At 65.9% G+C, this 15,955-nt stretch carries 17 protein-coding genes; 8 read left to right on the forward strand and 9 right to left on the reverse strand.

The features are described from left to right. Window positions 1-29 precede the first annotated feature (29 nt). From EV641_RS24970 to EV641_RS24980, 3 genes are all read right to left on the reverse strand, one after another. A complete protein-coding gene (locus EV641_RS24970; RefSeq protein WP_132475458.1) occupies window positions 30-488 on the reverse strand; it encodes a DUF4395 domain-containing protein in 459 nt (152 codons plus the stop codon). A gap of 206 nt (window positions 489-694) precedes the next feature. Next, complete coding sequence (locus EV641_RS24975; protein ID WP_132475461.1) at window positions 695-1,120, reverse strand: thioredoxin family protein; 426 nt, start codon at window positions 1,118-1,120, stop codon at window positions 695-697. After that, complete coding sequence (locus EV641_RS24980) at window positions 1,117-1,899, reverse strand: LmeA family phospholipid-binding protein (protein ID WP_132475464.1); 783 nt, start codon at window positions 1,897-1,899, stop codon at window positions 1,117-1,119. The genes EV641_RS24975 and EV641_RS24980 overlap by 4 nt, the downstream gene beginning before the upstream one ends. Before the next feature lie 133 nt (window positions 1,900-2,032). Between EV641_RS24980 and EV641_RS24985 the strand changes: the two genes are divergently transcribed. The 6 genes from EV641_RS24985 (at window position 2,033) to pstB (ending at window position 7,932) form a co-directional block, all read left to right on the forward strand. Next, on the forward strand, window positions 2,033-2,755 hold the full coding sequence (locus EV641_RS24985; RefSeq protein ID WP_054716606.1) for a response regulator transcription factor: 723 nt from the start codon (window positions 2,033-2,035) through the stop codon (window positions 2,753-2,755). Between the two features lie 17 nt (window positions 2,756-2,772). Beyond that, window positions 2,773-3,702, forward strand: a complete 930-nt coding sequence (mshD, locus tag EV641_RS24990; protein WP_132475467.1) for a mycothiol synthase — start codon at window positions 2,773-2,775, stop codon at window positions 3,700-3,702. Between the two features lie 237 nt (window positions 3,703-3,939). Further along, window positions 3,940-5,058 (forward strand): phosphate ABC transporter substrate-binding protein PstS, encoded by a 1,119-nt coding sequence (gene pstS, locus EV641_RS24995; protein WP_132475470.1) that lies wholly within the window; start codon window positions 3,940-3,942, stop codon window positions 5,056-5,058. 61 nt (window positions 5,059-5,119) lie between these two features. Further along, window positions 5,120-6,187 carry a phosphate ABC transporter permease subunit PstC gene (gene pstC, locus EV641_RS25000; RefSeq protein WP_132475473.1) on the forward strand — a complete coding sequence of 356 codons (1,068 nt, stop codon included), beginning with the start codon at window positions 5,120-5,122 and terminating at the stop codon, window positions 6,185-6,187. 4 nt (window positions 6,188-6,191) lie between these two features. Next, entirely contained in the window at window positions 6,192-7,100 is a 909-nt protein-coding gene (gene pstA / locus EV641_RS25005; protein WP_132475476.1) for a phosphate ABC transporter permease PstA, read from the forward strand. Between the two features lie 55 nt (window positions 7,101-7,155). Continuing rightward, on the forward strand, window positions 7,156-7,932 hold the full coding sequence (gene pstB, locus EV641_RS25010) for a phosphate ABC transporter ATP-binding protein PstB (RefSeq protein WP_054717000.1): 777 nt from the start codon (window positions 7,156-7,158) through the stop codon (window positions 7,930-7,932). A gap of 96 nt (window positions 7,933-8,028) precedes the next feature. Here pstB and phoU read toward each other — a convergent pair whose 3' ends face one another. The 6 genes from phoU to EV641_RS25040 all read right to left on the reverse strand — a co-directional run bounded on the left by phoU (window position 8,029) and on the right by EV641_RS25040 (window position 14,888). After that, entirely contained in the window at window positions 8,029-8,733 is a 705-nt protein-coding gene (gene phoU / locus EV641_RS25015; protein WP_054716997.1) for a phosphate signaling complex protein PhoU, read from the reverse strand. An 85-nt stretch (window positions 8,734-8,818) separates the two neighbouring features. Continuing rightward, window positions 8,819-10,444 carry an LCP family protein gene (locus EV641_RS25020; protein WP_241997456.1) on the reverse strand — a complete coding sequence of 542 codons (1,626 nt, stop codon included), beginning with the start codon at window positions 10,442-10,444 and terminating at the stop codon, window positions 8,819-8,821. Window positions 10,445-11,240: 796 nt separating this feature from the next. Further along, on the reverse strand, window positions 11,241-12,383 hold the full coding sequence (dusB, locus tag EV641_RS25025; protein ID WP_132475479.1) for a tRNA dihydrouridine synthase DusB: 1,143 nt from the start codon (window positions 12,381-12,383) through the stop codon (window positions 11,241-11,243). A gap of 165 nt (window positions 12,384-12,548) precedes the next feature. Next, on the reverse strand, window positions 12,549-13,502 hold the full coding sequence (locus EV641_RS25030) for an acyl-ACP desaturase (RefSeq protein ID WP_132475482.1): 954 nt from the start codon (window positions 13,500-13,502) through the stop codon (window positions 12,549-12,551). A gap of 248 nt (window positions 13,503-13,750) precedes the next feature. Beyond that, entirely contained in the window at window positions 13,751-14,356 is a 606-nt protein-coding gene (locus EV641_RS25035) for a DUF937 domain-containing protein (RefSeq protein ID WP_132475485.1), read from the reverse strand. A gap of 79 nt (window positions 14,357-14,435) precedes the next feature. After that, on the reverse strand, window positions 14,436-14,888 hold the full coding sequence (locus EV641_RS25040) for a hypothetical protein (RefSeq protein ID WP_054718617.1): 453 nt from the start codon (window positions 14,886-14,888) through the stop codon (window positions 14,436-14,438). A 125-nt stretch (window positions 14,889-15,013) separates the two neighbouring features. On the opposite strand from EV641_RS25040, the gene EV641_RS25045 reads away from it, so the two are divergent. Together EV641_RS25045 and EV641_RS25050 are read left to right on the forward strand one after the other, a co-directional pair. Beyond that, window positions 15,014-15,658 carry a hypothetical protein gene (locus EV641_RS25045; protein WP_241997457.1) on the forward strand — a complete coding sequence of 215 codons (645 nt, stop codon included), beginning with the start codon at window positions 15,014-15,016 and terminating at the stop codon, window positions 15,656-15,658. 145 nt (window positions 15,659-15,803) lie between these two features. Beyond that, on the forward strand, window positions 15,804-15,955 hold a 152-nt coding region (locus EV641_RS25050; RefSeq protein ID WP_241997458.1), incomplete at its 3' end, for a helix-turn-helix domain-containing protein.

Raw genomic sequence — 15,955 nt, forward strand, 5'->3', positions numbered from 1 at the left:
TGGAACTGCAGTGTGGGTGGAACAGCAACTCAGGTCGTCTGAGGCCGCAACCGGATGATCAGCGGGTAGATGCGGCAGCCGAGACACACCCCGAACGCGGCATTCAGCAGGGCTGCGAACAGAGCGAACCCTGCGGCGACGATGCCGAGCGTGACGGCGCCGGTGAGCAATGCGACGGTGCCGATCAGGGCGAAGACGAATCCGACCCCCTGCGCGAACCGCAACGGTGGGGTGGGCTCGGTCTCGGACGGTGGCCCGAGGCGGGGGGCGACCACGGTGGCGAAGAGTGCGCCGTACGGGCTGCGTCGCGGGCCGAGTGCCGCGCCGAGGGCGAACACGACGGTCTGAGCGGCGAGCAGGATACCGGCCACGGACGGCGTGAACGAGGCGATCACGAGGACCGCGACGAGAACCGCTGTGGTGATCCAGGCCGCGAACCGAGGTCCGCGAACGTCTACCTGGGCAGCAGACGAGGTGGTGAGAGACATGTATGTACTCCTGCATGATCGATATCGCTGGGGCGAGTCGAATCGCGGTAGGTCGACCGCGTGTGGATCAGCAGGTACAACAAGAGCCGCCGAGGCGGCACAGGTCGACTGTGCGGCGTCGGGTGAGCATCAGCTCTTGGCAGGTGAGCACGTGTCGCAGTCTAACCGAGAAACCGGCATAAGGAAGGGGCGGGTGCCGGTCGGCGTCACAGCGCGGCCAGCGCTTGCCTCAGGTCGTTCGCCGTCGGAACCCCGGAGACTCGGAAGCGCTGGCGTCCGTTGCCGTCGAACAACAACGTCGTGGGAAGTGAGAGTACGCCGAGTTCTGTGGCCAGCGAGGAATTTTCATCGAGATCGAGTTCGATGTCGTGAACCGGTGTCCCGGCGTCGCCGGGGTTCTCCACCACCGCGGACACTACCCGGCGCACTGCAGCGCACGGCCCGCACCACGGAGCGGAGAAATGCAGTATCACCGGCTCACCTGCGCCGACTCCGACTCTGCCGAGTTCCGGGCTCGCCACCGAGGGGCCACCGTCCGGTTGCTCCCTCAGCCGGCCGGACTGCGCGCGAAGCACCACGCCTACGACGCACGCCGCGACGACCACGACCGCAAGGACGGCCAGCGCGATCACGAGGGGCGCTGCACTTCCGCGAGGTCGATGGTCACGTTGTGTGCCTCGCCTTCGATGACGATCCGCGAGCCACGTGCCTCCACCGAGGTGGGATACACGCCGAACGGCAGATCCTGCGGCTCGATCGTGGCGGTGAACAGTCCCAGCACCAGAGGCTTCAACGGTTCGGGAACCGTGAAGTCGGCATGTCCCTCAGGGCCGAAGTACAGGTCCGACGCGACGATCTGTACCTGGTCGCCGTCCAGCACCAGGTCTGCCTGGACACTGACCCGCGCCGAGAGCGGACCGACGGGCACAGTGCCGGTGAGCACGACACCGCCGGCTGTGGTCGGACCGGATCCGCCCGATCCGCCCGTGCCGTCGGACTTGCTGTCCGGCGGCGCAGAAATCTGCAGGTCGGGGATGTCGAGCGCCTGACCGAGTTCGGTGGCGTCGATCATGACGCGGCCGAACAGCAGGTCGACCGGTACCGACCGGATCGATCCGTCGAGGAGTTCGGATGCTTCTGCGTGGGCTCCCACCAGGTTCGCTTCGACCGTGATGTCGCCGAGCATGTCGGTGGGGACCCGATCCGCGGTGATCTCGACGTTCTCGTAGTGCCCGTTGCGTGCCTGCAGGAGAAACGGGAATCCGTGGATCGTCACCGCGGGATCGGACTGGAGGGCTCCACCCTCACGCAGCGCCCGTGACAGCCGGTACTCGGACCAGGCCGCCGCTCCGAAATCGACCAGTAGAGCGAGGCCGACGAGGACGACGAGGCCGTAAATGAGTTTGCGCACGCCGACCATTGTGACGGAGCGTACCGCGCCGCCTTCTGCCAGCTAACACGCCGGTAACAAATGGGGGGTTAATCTGTAGCACGTCGTTCATCCGGAACGGTCCACCCAGGCAGTGCGAAGAAACGGAGGCCCGGTGGAACTTCTCCTTCTGACCTCCGATCCGAATCCTGATGCCGTGCTGCCGTCGCTGTCGCTGCTGGCACATTCGGTGCGGCCGGTCCCGACCGAGGTGTCGTCGTTGCTCGAGGCAGCAACCGCAGATGTCGCGATCGTCGACGCGCGGACGGATCTCGCCGCAGCGCGCGGATTGTGTCGCCTGCTCGGGGGAGCGGGATCGGCCATCCCCGTCGTCGCTGTTCTCACCGAAGGCGGGCTCGTCGCGGTCAACCCCGAGTGGGCGCTCGACGACATCCTGCTCACCGGCACGGGACCCGCGGAACTCGACGCCCGGTTGCGGCTGCTCCTGGCGCGCTCCGGTGGAGCGGTCGGCACCGAGACGTCCGGGCGGATCACGCTCGGCGAACTCACCATCGACGAGGACACATATACGGCGAGGTTGCGCGGAAAACCGCTCGACCTGACGTACAAGGAATTCGAACTTCTCAAGTATCTCGCTCAGCACGCCGGCCGGGTCTTCACCCGCGCGCAGTTGCTGCAGGAAGTGTGGGGCTACGACTTCTTCGGCGGCACCCGCACCGTCGACGTGCACGTGCGACGACTCCGCGCGAAGCTCGGCCCCGAACACGAAGCCCTCATCGGCACCGTCCGTAATGTCGGCTACAAGGCGGTCAGGCCGAGCAGCCGCACCAAGGGCGGTCACACCGTCGGGCACCCCGAGGACGAGTTCGCGGAGTAGTGGCTACCCTCGGGTGCATGAAGCCCGGGCACCACGAGCGCGAAGAGCTCCCATTGCAGCAGTTCGTCGACCGTCCGACCACGGAGCACGCCGCCGAGGTGCAGGCACTTCTCGACCGCGCGACCGCGCACGACGGTACCGCTCCGGTGTCGGAGCAGGCGGTCCACTCCCTGACTCGCGACACCGATGCGCGGCACCTGATCGCCGTCGTGGACGGTGCGGTCGCCGGGTATGCGAATCTCACGCCCGCGCACGGTGAGCATCCGTCGATGTCCGAGGTCGTCGTGGATCCGGCCCAGCGAGGCCGCGGGCTCGGTAGCGAGCTCGTCGGTGCAGCACTGACCGAAGGCGGCACCGACGCGCGGGTGTGGGCGCACGGCGACCTTCCCGCGGCCCGGGCTGTCGCCGCGAAACTCGACCTGTCGGGTGTGCGCGAACTACTTCAGCTGAGACGGTCGCTCGATCTCGCACTCCCCGAGCTCGAAGTTCCCGATTCGGTGGAGTTGCGCACGTATCGAGGGCCCTCGGACGATCCGGAGCTCGTCCGGGTCAACGCATCCGCCTTCGAATGGCACCCGGAACAGGGGCGTATGACAGCGAGCGATGTGGCCGACCGTCGCGCCGAGTCGTGGTTCGATCCCGAGGGGCTGTTCCTCGCATTCGACGCCGCCGATCCTGATCGTCTCCTGGGCTTCCACTGGACGAAGGTGCACCCGGCGGGGCCGACGGAACCGTCGCTCGGCGAGGTCTACGTGGTCGGTATCGATCCGGAGGCGCAGGGCCGGGGTCTCGGCCGGCTCCTCACCCTCGCCGGACTGCATCATCTGCGCGAGCGCGGATTGCCCACTGTTCTGCTCTATGTCGAGGGTGACAACACGGCCGCGCTCAACACCTACGGCAAGCTCGGGTTCGAGCGGTTTCATGTGGATGTCGCATACGCGAAGTGAACATCTCCCGACGACACGTTGTTGTCCGGTGAAGTTCGGGTGATCGTCGCAACACCAATAGCGCCTGTATCCGGCGTGTTCATCTCCTGTTAACCAGCGAGGAAGTATCCGTCCACCGGATCCGCCTACCTTCTGCATACGGGTCGGACGCTGTCGGCTCGGCGCCGGGGTCCTCCCGCGTCTCGAAGTCGCCACCCAGCCTTGTGTGGCGGAAGCGATATTCCTGAAGGAGTACAGGTGAACCTGAAGCGCAATGGTGCTCTGCTCGGCCTGTTTGCGGCCGGCGCCCTCACGCTCGCGGCCTGCGGTAGCGACAACAACGCGGGCTCCGTCGAGGTCGACGCCGACGCGTCGGGCGCGACCTGCGAGGGTAAGGAGAACCTCTCCGGGGCGGGGTCGTCTGCGCAGAAGAACGCGATGGACAACTTCGTGTCGACCTACATCGCCGTCTGTAACGAGAAGGGCTCCACGGTCAACGTGGCGTACAACCCGTCGGGTTCCGGTGACGGCCGCACGCAGTTCATCGCAAGCCAGATCGATTTCGCAGGCTCCGACTCTGCTATCGAGGACGAGCAGGCAGCGCTGGCTGCCGAGCGTTGCGCGGGCAACCCGGCCTGGAACCTGCCGCTCGTGTTCGGCCCGGTCGCGCTTGCCTACAACCTCGACGGCGTCGACAATCTCGTCGTCAACGGTGAGGTCGCCGCCAAGATCTTCAACGGCCAGATCACCACGTGGAACGATCCGGCGCTCGCCGCGCTCAACGAGGGTGTCGAACTGCCCGATAGCCCGATCACCGCGATCGTCCGTTCGGATTCGTCGGGTACCACCGACAACTTCCAGCAGTATCTCGAAGCAGCGTCCAACGGTGCATGGACCACCGGTGCAGGCTCCGATTTCACCGGCGGTATCGGTGAAGGTGCGAAGGGCTCTGCCGGTGTCGCCCAGGCTGTTTCGGGTTCCCCCGGATCGATCACCTACGTCGAGTTGTCGTTCGCCGAGCAGAACGGGCTCAGCATCGCTTCGATCGACACCGGCAACGGCCCGGTCGAGCTGACCGCCGAGACCGCCGCTGCGGCCATCGACGGTGCCGAGTTCGCCAGCGCCGGCGGCGGCGATCTGACCCTCGACCTCACGTCGATCTTCGACACCGACGCCGAAGGTGCGTACCCGCTGGTGCTCGCCACCTACGAGGTCGTCTGCTCGGGCGGCTACGACGCCGACACGTCGGCAGCGGTCAAGTCGTTCCTGACCAGCGCGGCCAACGAAGGCCAGGATGGCCTCGAGGAGATCGGCTATGTCCCGCTGCCCGATTCCTTCAAGACCCAGCTGACCGAGTCGATCGACGCCATCGCCTGATCGTCTGCACCGGCGGACCGCCCGTTCCTGAAATCCACAACGAGATAGATTGCGAGTTCACATGAGTGACGCGCCGAGCACCTCGGCTACTCGCGCCGCCGGTCCCGACCCGGCCGGGTCAGGACCGGGCGGTCCGCACGGCAGTACAGGTCCGCACGGCAGTACACCGGAGGCCAAGATTACTTCCCCACAGAGCAAGAAGAAGACCGTCGTTCGGCCAGGCGACCGGATCTTCAGTTCGTTGGCTTCCGGGTCTGCCGTCCTGATCTCGGTGATCATCGCCGCGATCGCGGTGTTCCTCGTCTGGCGTGCAGTGCCCGCGCTGCAACGCAACACCGTCAACTTCCTCACCAGCCGCGAGTGGGTCACTCAGGACATCGAGGCGATGGCCTTCGGCGTCCTCGACCTGTTCCAGGTCACCGTCCTCGTGTCGGTGTTCGCGCTGGTACTCGCGATGCCGGTGGCCCTCGGTATCGCGATCTTCCTGACCTCGTACTGTCCCGCGCGGGTCAAGAAGACGCTTGCGTACGTGATCGACCTGCTCGCTGCGGTGCCGTCGATCGTCTACGGCCTGTGGGGCATGCTCATCCTCGCGCCCTTCCTGCGACCGGTCGCAGAGTTCCTCAACACCAACCTCGGCTGGTTCCCGCTGTTCGCGACGGGCAGCGGTTCGATTGTGGGCGGCGGAACGATCTTCACCGCGGGCATCGTGCTCGCCGTGATGATCCTGCCCACCATCGCCGCCGTGAGCCGTGAGGTGTTCGTCCAGACGCCCACCGCGCACATCGAGGCGGCGCTCGCACTCGGCGCGACCCGCTGGGAAGTCGTGAAGACGACGGTCATCCCGTTCGGTAAGTCGGGCTACGTCAGCGGTTCCATGCTCGGTCTCGGACGAGCACTCGGCGAGACCATGGCCCTCTACCTCATCCTGCGGACTACCTCCGACGCGTTCTCCTGGTCGCTGTTCGACGGTGGCGCCACCATCGCATCGAAGATCGCCCTCGGTTACGCCGAGTTCAACAACAACATCCAGGCAGGCGCCTACATCGCGGCAGGTCTCGTGCTCTTCGTCCTGACCTTCGTCGTCAACGCCGCAGCCCGCATGATCGTCGCCGGAAAGAAGGACTGACGCCATGACGACGACAACCCTCAAATCGCCGGTCAAGGCACCGACATTCCAGCGGGTCAGCGGTGCACGTCGCACCAAGGACGTCGCGGCGACTGTGCTCGTCACCTTCTCGGTGCTCGTTGCTCTCGTGCCGTTGGCCTGGGTGCTCTTCACTGTGATCGCCAAGGGCCTGCCCGCACTGCTTTCCCCGACCTGGTTCACCAACTCGCTGAGCGGGCTGACCGCTTCGTCCATGGGTGGCGGTGTCTACCACGCGATCATCGGCACCCTCCTGCAGGGATTGGTATGTGCGGTCATCTCGATCCCGCTCGGTGTATTCGTCGCGATCTATCTAGTCGAGTACGCAGGCAAGTCGAAGCTCGGCCGCATCACGACGTTCATGGTCGACATCCTCAGCGGTGTTCCGTCCATCGTCGCCGCGCTGTTCATCTACGCGCTGTGGGTGGCGACCTTCGGCATGCCGAAGTCCGCATTCGCAGTGTCCCTGGCGCTGGTGCTTCTCATGGTGCCGGTCGTGGTGCGCAGCACCGAGGAAATGTTGCGGATCGTTCCGCAGGACCTCCGCGAGGCGTCGTACGCACTCGGTGTCCCGAAGTGGAAGACGATCGCCCGGATCGTGCTCCCGACCTCGCTCGCCGGCATCATCACCGGCATCATGCTCGCACTCGCTCGTGTGATGGGTGAGACCGCGCCGCTGCTGATCCTCGTGGGCTACGCACCGTTCATCAACTTCAACCTGTTCGGTGGCGAGATGGCCACACTGCCGGGTCTAATGGTCGCCGAGATGAACAACCCCACCGAAGCTGGTTCGATGCGCATCTGGGGTGCTGCATTGACCCTGATCCTCATCATCGCGATCCTCAACATCGCCGCCAAGCTGATCGGCCGCCTGTCGCAGGTCGGCTCCAAGTAGACGAGCCGGCGATGACCACATACTTCGAATTCGATACACCATTAGGGAGCCGGTAATGGCCAAGCGTCTGGATCTCAAGGACGTCAACATCTTCTACGGCAAGTTCCACGCGGTGTCCGACGTGACGCTCTCGGTGCCTCCCCGCAACGTCACGGCGTTCATCGGCCCGTCCGGCTGCGGTAAGTCCACCGTGCTCCGCTCCCTCAACCGCATGCACGAGGTGACCCCCGGCGCCTACGTCGAAGGGTCGGTGCTCCTCGACGGCGAGGACATCTACGACGCGTCCGTCGATCCCGTGGGTGTGCGCAAGACCATCGGCATGGTGTTCCAGCGGCCGAACCCCTTCCCGACGATGTCGATTCGCGACAACGTCGTTGCGGGCCTGAAGCTGCAGGGCATGCGCGACAAGAAGAAGCTCGACGAGGTCGCCGAGAAGTCGCTGCGTGGCGCGAACCTCTGGACGGAGGTCAAGGATCGCCTCGACAAGCCCGGCGGCGGTCTGTCCGGTGGTCAGCAGCAGCGTCTGTGTATCGCCCGCGCGATCGCGGTGCAGCCCGACGTGCTGCTCATGGACGAGCCGTGCTCCGCGCTCGACCCCATCTCGACGCTTGCAATCGAGGATCTGATCACGGAGCTGAAGCAGGAGTTCACGATTGTCATCGTCACGCACAACATGCAGCAGGCAGCCCGCGTGAGCGACCAGACGGCGTTCTTCAATCTCGAGGCCACCGGTAGGCCCGGCAAGCTGATCGAGATCGACGACACCGAGAAGATCTTCTCGAACCCGACGCAGAAAGCCACCGAGGACTACATTTCGGGCCGATTCGGCTGAGTCTTACTCGGCCACAGCATGACTGGCCGCAGCACGAATAGGAGAGCCCCGACCGGATCATCCGGTCGGGGCTCTGCGCGTGTGGCGCAGGCGAACTCAGGACTCGGGGTACACAGTGAGCTTGTCGACGCGCTGCTGCATGGTGTGGAAGTCCTCGAGGGTGGGCAGCTTGCCCGTCACCAGGAAGATCACGCGGCGACCCACCTCGACGGCGTGGTCGGCGAACCGCTCGTAGAAGCGTCCCAGGAGGGTGACGTCGACGGCCGCGGCCACGCCGTGCTTCCATTCGCGGTCCATGAGCACCGTGAACAGGTGGCGGTGGAGATCGTCCATCGCCTCGTCCTCCTCGTGGAGGCGTGCTGCGCGCTCGGGGTCGCGGGTCTCGAGGATCTCGCGGGTCGCGGCACCGAGGGACACGGCGATCCGGCCCATCTCCGCGAAGTACCCACTGACCTCGTCGGGCAGCACGTGATTGGGATGACGCCGGCGTGTGGCCTTTGCGATGTGCAGAGCAAGCGCACCCATGCGATCGATGTCCGCGACGATCTGGATGCCGCTCACCACCGCGCGCAGGTCGCCCGCGACCGGGCCCTGCAGGGCGAGAAGCGCGAAGGCCTTCTCTTCGCACACGGCACCGAGTTCGGTGATCTTGTCGTGCTCTTCGATCACCGTCTCCGCAAGGGGGAGGTCGGCCTGGAGCAAGGCTTGGGTGGCCCGTTCCATCGCCACTCCGGCGAGTCCGGCCATTTCGCCGAGTAGCCCGGTGAGTTCATCCATCTGTTCGTTGTAAGCGACGCGCATAACGTCACACCATACGGCCTCCAACGGTCCGTATCACGATCAAGGAGTGAACCGGAGGTGAACGACTCAGCGGCGTTCGACGCTCTCAGCTGCAGGGATCGGCGCCGGCGTTGGTCACGGTGAGGTCGTCCGGGAGCTGGACGGCGCCTTCGTCGTGGGCCTCTTCGATCGTGACCGGCCCGAGTGGGCTCCCCGCCGGGGTGGGGTACGTCAGGGCGCCGTCGAATTCAGGCCCGAGGACGACTTCGACCACATTACCCAACGACGAATCCGAGGCGCGCTGCAGTACTGCGCCCGGGAAGGCCGAGGCCACCGTCATTGCCTCGGCCTCCATGCCGGGTGCGAATCGCACGACGGTCTGTGAGCTGATGCCCGTATAGTTCCCTACGTCGTAGATGGGGAATCCGTATGAGGCGAGCTCGTCCGAGGTCCCGGCAGCGAGACCGGACACCCCCGACGCGTTCGATACCTGGACCGACACCCAGGACGGATCGAGCGCGGGCAGTGAGGGGGAGACCACCGGATCGGCAGCCGGGTCGGCCTCGTCGGGTGTCTCGCGCCTCTCCCCGGGGAGAGGCTGGTCGTCGATGATCGCGGTGAAGATGGCTTCGATGTCGTCGAGCCGGGGAATCTCGTTGCCCCACTCTGTGGTACCGGCAGTGGGCACGGTCAGGAATGTGACGGCCCCGGCATCGACGTTCTGCAGCGACCGCCCGAGCTTCACCAGCGAATCGGCGTTGACGTTCTCGACGAACGTCGCGCGAGTGAAGGCGCCGATGAGCCCGTTCAGCTTCCCTGGGTCGAGCAGAACCTTGTTCGACAGCGCGGACCGCAGCAGCGACGACAGGAACTTCTGCTGGCGGTTGATCCGCGAATAGTCGCTGTTGATCTCGGATTCGACCTTGCGCGCACGAACGTAGTCGAGAGCTCGTCGACCGTCGAGAAGATGGGTGCCCGCTATGTCGATGATCGTGCCGAGCTCACCGTCCACCAACGGAGTAGGGGTGCAGACCTCGACACCGCCGACCTCGTCGACCATCGATTCGAAGCCGGCGAAATCGATACCGACGAAGTGGCCGATCTTCAGACCCGACATCTTCTGGATCGTCTTGACCAGGCATTTCGGACCGCCGAGTGCGTACACGGCGTTGAGTTTGTCGCCTTCGGCAGCGGGATAGATCTCGGAGCTGTAGTCGCCGGTCTCGCTGTCCCACGCGAGACACACCGGCCGCTCGACGTCGAGATCCCGGGGGAACGACACCGCGACCACGCGACTGCGATCGGCAGGAATGTTGACCAGGATCGCGACGTCGGCGCGAGCGCCCTCGGCGTCCTCGACGCTGCCGGCACCCACCTCACCGCTGGCGCCGGCACGCGTATCGGTACCGACGATGAGGTAGGTCTCGTCGCCGGTCTGCCCGATGGGGTCGACGATGTCGTCGGACTCTGTGTCGAGAGCTGCGATCTGAGAGAACCCGGCCTCTGTCGCGCGGAGATAACTCCAGACCGATCCGGTGCCGACGAGGGCGAGGACGGAGACGAGCGAGACCGCGACACGTGCGGCGAGCCGCAATTTCCGTTGCTTGCGTTTCTTGCTCAGCGCCAGCCGGCTCAGACCGTCGCTGCCCACCGCCTGCGGTATCGCCGTCGGTTCGTCGTCGACGTTGTCGGGCTCGGTGTCCGGTCGTGCCGGGTCGTCGACGGCGGGCACCGGGGTTGCGCGTGTCGGGCCGCGCCCTTGGGGCGGGGCCGCAGGTGGATGAGCAGGGGGAAGCGCCGATGCCGCGGTCAGGGGAGGCGAACTCGGCCGCTGCGGAGATGCCTGCGGCGGCGGTACCGGAGCCTCCGGGTGCTTTCGGGGCTGCGAGGGGCGCGGGGGCTGGGATGCCCGCGGAGGCTGGGGCCTCGGTGGGGGAGCCTGCGGCGGCGTCGGGGGAGGCTGCGGCGTTCGGAACGCGGGAGGAGTATCAGGAACCCGAGGTGCGGCGGACGGTCGTGACACTTCGGGAGGTAGCGATGCGGTGGGAGGTGGCGATGCTGCGCGAGACGGGGTGGACGGCGATGACGGAGTGGAGGGGGGCGAGTTCTTCTCGCGGTCCACCTTGTTCATCAGCTCCGCGACGGTGAGCTGCTTCGACTTGTCCGCGGAGTCGTTGCGCCTGCTGCGCCCGGACTCGCTGCGACGGCTGTCGGAGCGAGAACTGGCACTTCGTCCGCTCTCCGAGCGTGCACTGTCCGCTTCTGCACCGTCCGGCCGGTCCCGGCGGATTCGGCCGGAGCGTGAGTCGCGAGTGGCGGGGTCGGCGATCGGCCGCTCCCAGGGGGCACGACTGTCGGGCGAACCCGGATCGTGCTCCTCACCCACAGATGCCCTGGCCTCTCCGCGTCGCGTTCCCGCACTCGTCGTGTTCGCCCTCGCTCAGAGCGACCTCGCCATGATACTGATTGCCGGGCAACCCACGAAGAGATGCGAGCTTTGTCTCGCCCACGAGAGCAATCAGCGCAGGTCACCCACCGGAGTGCATGATGTCCGCGCCCGCCGGGACGAGCGTGTCGTCGGGGTCGTCGAGCCATCCTTCGGGCAGTGCTACGGCGCTGGGGGAGCCTTGGCGGCCACGAGGGCCTTCGGCATCGGCCGGGAACGGGACGGTCGGGTCGAGCAGGCCGAGGAGACCGTCGAACTCGCTCAGCGACGACACCCGTGCCAGGCCACTCCGCACCTCCGAACCCGCAGGAAAGCCCCGCAGGTACCAGGCTATGTGCTTGCGGATCTCGCGCATGCCCTTGTCCTCGCCGTGGTGGGCGGCAAGGAGTGTGGCGTGACGGCGCATGATCACCGTGACCTCGCCCAGCGTCGGTGGGGTGGGAATGTCCCGGCCGTTCAGTGCCGCGCTCAACTCGGCGAACAACCAGGGGCGCCCCAGGCAACCTCGCCCGACGACGACACCATCGCATCCGGTCTGCGCCATCATCTTCTCGGCGTCCTCGGCATCGAAGATGTCGCCGTTGCCCAGGACCGGCACGTCCGTGACATGGTCTTTCAGGCGGGCGATCTCGTTCCAGGCCGCCGTGCCCGAGTATCGCTGAGCAGCAGTGCGGGCGTGCAGTGCCACGGCGGCAGCGCCCTCGCCGGCGGCGATCCGCCCCGCGTCGAGGTGGGTGTGGTGCTCGTCGTCGATGCCGATCCGGAACTTGACCGTGACCGGGATGTTCGTGCCTTCGGTAGCGCGCACCGCAGCCGCCACGATCTGTCCGAACAGGCGACGCTTGTAGGGCAGAGCCGACCCACCGCCCTTACGGGTGACCTTGGGGACGGGGCACCCGAAGTTCATGTCGATGTGGTCTGCGAGGTCCTCGTCGACGATCATCTTCGCTGCGGCGTACGTCGTGTCGGGATCGACCGTGTACAGCTGCAGCGAACGGGGTGTCTCGGTGGGGCCGAAGGTGGTCATGTGCATCGTGACCGGGTGACGTTCGACGAGGGCGCGCGCAGTCACCATCTCGCATACATACAGCCCCGATGTGCTGCCGGCCCGTTCGAGCTCGAGGTCGCGGCACAGAGTGCGGAATGCGATGTTCGTCACCCCGGCCATCGGAGCCAGCACGACAGGGCTGTCCAATTCGAGCGAGCCGATCTTCAGGGCAGACATGAGAACCTCGAGAAAGCGTTGTGGTGCAAAAGAATACGAGTAAGTTCCTGCGGAGGCAGGTCGAACAACTGTGCCCGGCACCGAAGACGGTACCGGGCACAGGATAACCGCTGGTGGGGGTGGAGCCCGAATCGGTCGAACCCGGGCCGGACCCCGCGAGCAGGGTCAGGAGACGGCTGCGGCGCGCTCGCGCTTGGCCGCTTCGCGGGCGAGCGAACGGTCGCGCATCTCCTCGAACTTCACGGCCTGCTTCTCGAGATCTTCGAGGAAGGTGCCGAGCTCGTCGAGGGTCTGCGCGCCGGCGCTGCCGAAGTCGCGGTCGAACAACTTCCACTTGCGCAGAACAGGCATCACGACGTCGTCGAGGTGCTGGCGAAGATCGTAGATGCCGTGCTTGGCCATCAGGACGCCGTTGCGACGGAAGTTCGGCATGCCCGCACCCGGCATCTGGAAGTTTCGCAGGACCTCGGTGATCGCTTCGAGTGTCTGGACCGGAGCGACATCGAGGGCGGCCTCGCAGATGTTGCGGTAGAAGATCATGTGCAGGTTCTCGTCGGCAGCGATGCGCTGGAGCATCTTGTCGGCGATCGGCTCGTTGCAGGCGTGGCCGGTGTTCCGGTGAGAGACGCGCGTCGCGAGTTCCTGGAACGTGACGTACGCAACCGACCTCAGCATGCCGGTGTCGTTGGGCGACGCGAAGCCGTTCGTCATGTGCTCCATGCGGGCGTTCTCGAGGGCCACCGGATCGACACCACGCGTGACGACGAGGTAATCGCGCATCACGATGCCGTGACGGTTCTCCTCCGCAGTCCACCGACCGACCCACGTGCCCCACGCGCCGTCGCGCGAGAAGTTGACGGCGATCTCACGGTGGTAGGAGGGCAGGTTGTCCTCGGTGAGCAGGTTGGTGATCATCGCGGCCTTGGCGACCTCACCGAGTCGCGACTGCTCGGGATCCCAGTCGCTGCCGCCCATGGCGGCGAAGTTGCGACCCTCGTCCCACGGCACGTAGTCGTGGGGATGCCAATCCTTCGTCATCGAGAGGTGTCGATTGACGTTCGCCTCGGCCACGGGCTCCAGCTCACGCAGTAGCTCCAGTTGAGTCAGGACTCGCGTCATGTATCAATACCCCTGTCCGTGTGATGTCGTTTCGGTGGTGAAGCCTACGGGACCGTAGGTTCGTGCCCGTCGAAGTCTGTCGTCGCGCACCGGAACCTGGCAACTGATCGGAATCACAATGTTGCCCGTCACAAAACGTCCGTGGCTACGGTACCGGGTCATCGCTGTGTACCGTCGGAAGTCCCTGAATCGAAAACGGCCCCGGTGGGTTCCGAGGCCGCGTCCGTACCGGAGTCGGATTGCGCTGATCAGCGCTTTCCGCTGCCGAGCAGGCCACCTAGCAGCCCGCCGAGTCCGCCGGAATTTCCGCCGAGGACACCACCGAGTATGTCGCCGAGTCCACCGCCGGTGTTACCCGAGCTGCCCGCAGCGTTCTTCAGGAGTCCGCCGAGCAGGTCGCCGAGGCCGCCCTGGTTGCCCGCGCTCGCCGTCGTCGAGGCGGGAGCGGAGCCACCGGTGATCTGCTTCGCGAGGTATGACAGCACGATCGGTGCCAGGATCGGCAGCAGCTGCGCCATGAGGTCCTTGCCACCGGAACCGTTGACAGAACCCAGAGTGCTGATGACCTGGTCCTTGTGGTCGCCGAACACGTTGGCAACGATCTTGTTGCCGTCCGCGGTATCGACCTTTGCGACGTCGACTCCGCCGTCGAGGATCGTCGAACCCGAGTGCTTGTTCACGGCCGACATCAGCGATGCAGCTCCTGCTGCGTCCTGAGCGTTCGCATCCAGGCCGCCGACCAGGGTCGGGAGGGCCGCGCGGACCGCGGTCTCCGCCGTTGCGGAATCGACGCCGAGCTTCTGCGCCACCTGATCGATCGGTACCTGGGAGATCAGTTCGTCAAGGCTTGCCATGTGGACCCTCGTCTGGTCATGGGCGCCCCACCCGAGAGACGCCGGTGCGGTGAGCGTATCGACCGCGTCACAGTCGGCCTCATGCTGGTTGCCTGGACGGTCGTCGTAGCGAAACGAGGCAGCACATCAGACCGACGAGGGTGCCGCTGACCAGTAGTACGAACCCGTTCTGATTGGTCAGGGCCGTGCTGTGGTTCTCCGCCAGATAGTCGCCGTGCGACTGGAAGATGCGCACCGCAGCCGCCACACACACGGACAGAGCGAGGATGACGCCGGCCCAGCCGGTGACCACCGAATCGAACAGCGCGGCGATCAGCAGCAGTACCGATGCTGCGGCGAGCGGAACCGCAAGAGCCTCGTACAGTGGCAGATCCGCAACGGCGAGACTCGTGGGATCGCCGCTCGGATATCCGTCGCGGAGTCCCGAGAGGGGGATTTCGGTGGAGCGAACCCCTCCGACCATGGGCAGGACGGTGCCGATACCCAATGCCACTGCGGCCAGGAACAGGCCCAGATCCACGAAACTGCGCATGTGCCTCCCCACCCGATTCGATTCGCGCGTGCTCACACTATCCATAGCGGGCCGAGGAAGGCGGGGCGAAACGCGAGGACATGGAATTGAATCCACTATGTCCGGGTGGACCGTAGGCTGGGCCCATGTCTGACGCCAGGACATCGTCCGAGATCGCGCGAGCGGGAATGAAGCCGTGGCTCAAGAAGACCATCGCGGTGGTCGTGACCCTGCTCGTGCTCGTCATCACCTACTTCGTGCTCGCTGCGTTCCTGCCTCGGTGGTGGGCGCAACGTATCGCCGGCCTCGCCGAGGGGGGATTCTCCCGCGGGATTCTCTGGGGGCTGGTGTTCGGGATCCTGTGCACTGCGATCCCACTCGTCCTACTCGTGTGGGTATGGCAGGTGCGCGGATGGAAGTTCGGTCGCGGTGTCCAGATTGCGCTCACCGTCGTTGCGCTCGTTGTGGCGATACCGAACCTGATGACGCTCAGCGTCGTACTCGGCGGTGGGAACGCAGCACACGCCGGCGAACGGATCATGGATGTCGACGCGCCCGGATTCCGAGGAGCCTCGCTGGTCGGAGCGATCATCGGCGTGCTGGTGTTCGTCCTCCTCGTCGTCGCGGTCGTCCGATATCGGAAGCGAGGGAAGGACCTGCGCGCTGCGCGCGCCGACCTCGAGCGGAAGGCCGCGGACGCCGACGGGCGCGGCACCGATCGGGCGGGTGGTGCCGGCGTTGCGGAAGGGCTGTCACCGGAGGATCCGTCCCGGGGACCGGTCGACCGCTGACCGCACTATCTTCGGCGCAAGCCCGGTCGTTCACGGCCGGGATAGCTCGATCCCTCGAGCGGTGTGTGTCGGTGGTCGCTTGTATGGTGCGGGCGTGCAACTCCGATACCGCTACCGCGTGTATCCGACGCCGGGTTAGCAAGACATGCTGGCCCGGTCGTTCGGATGCGCACGGGTGGTGTTCAACGATGCACTGCGCGCTCGGCAGGACGCGTATGCGGCGGGGGTGAGGGTCTCGGACACCGACGTGCAACGGTGGGTGGTCACGCACGCGAAGATGCGGCCGGAGCGGGCATG

The sequence above is a fragment of the Rhodococcus sp. SMB37 genome, from assembly GCF_004345605.1.
Classification (GTDB): domain Bacteria; phylum Actinomycetota; class Actinomycetes; order Mycobacteriales; family Mycobacteriaceae; genus Rhodococcus.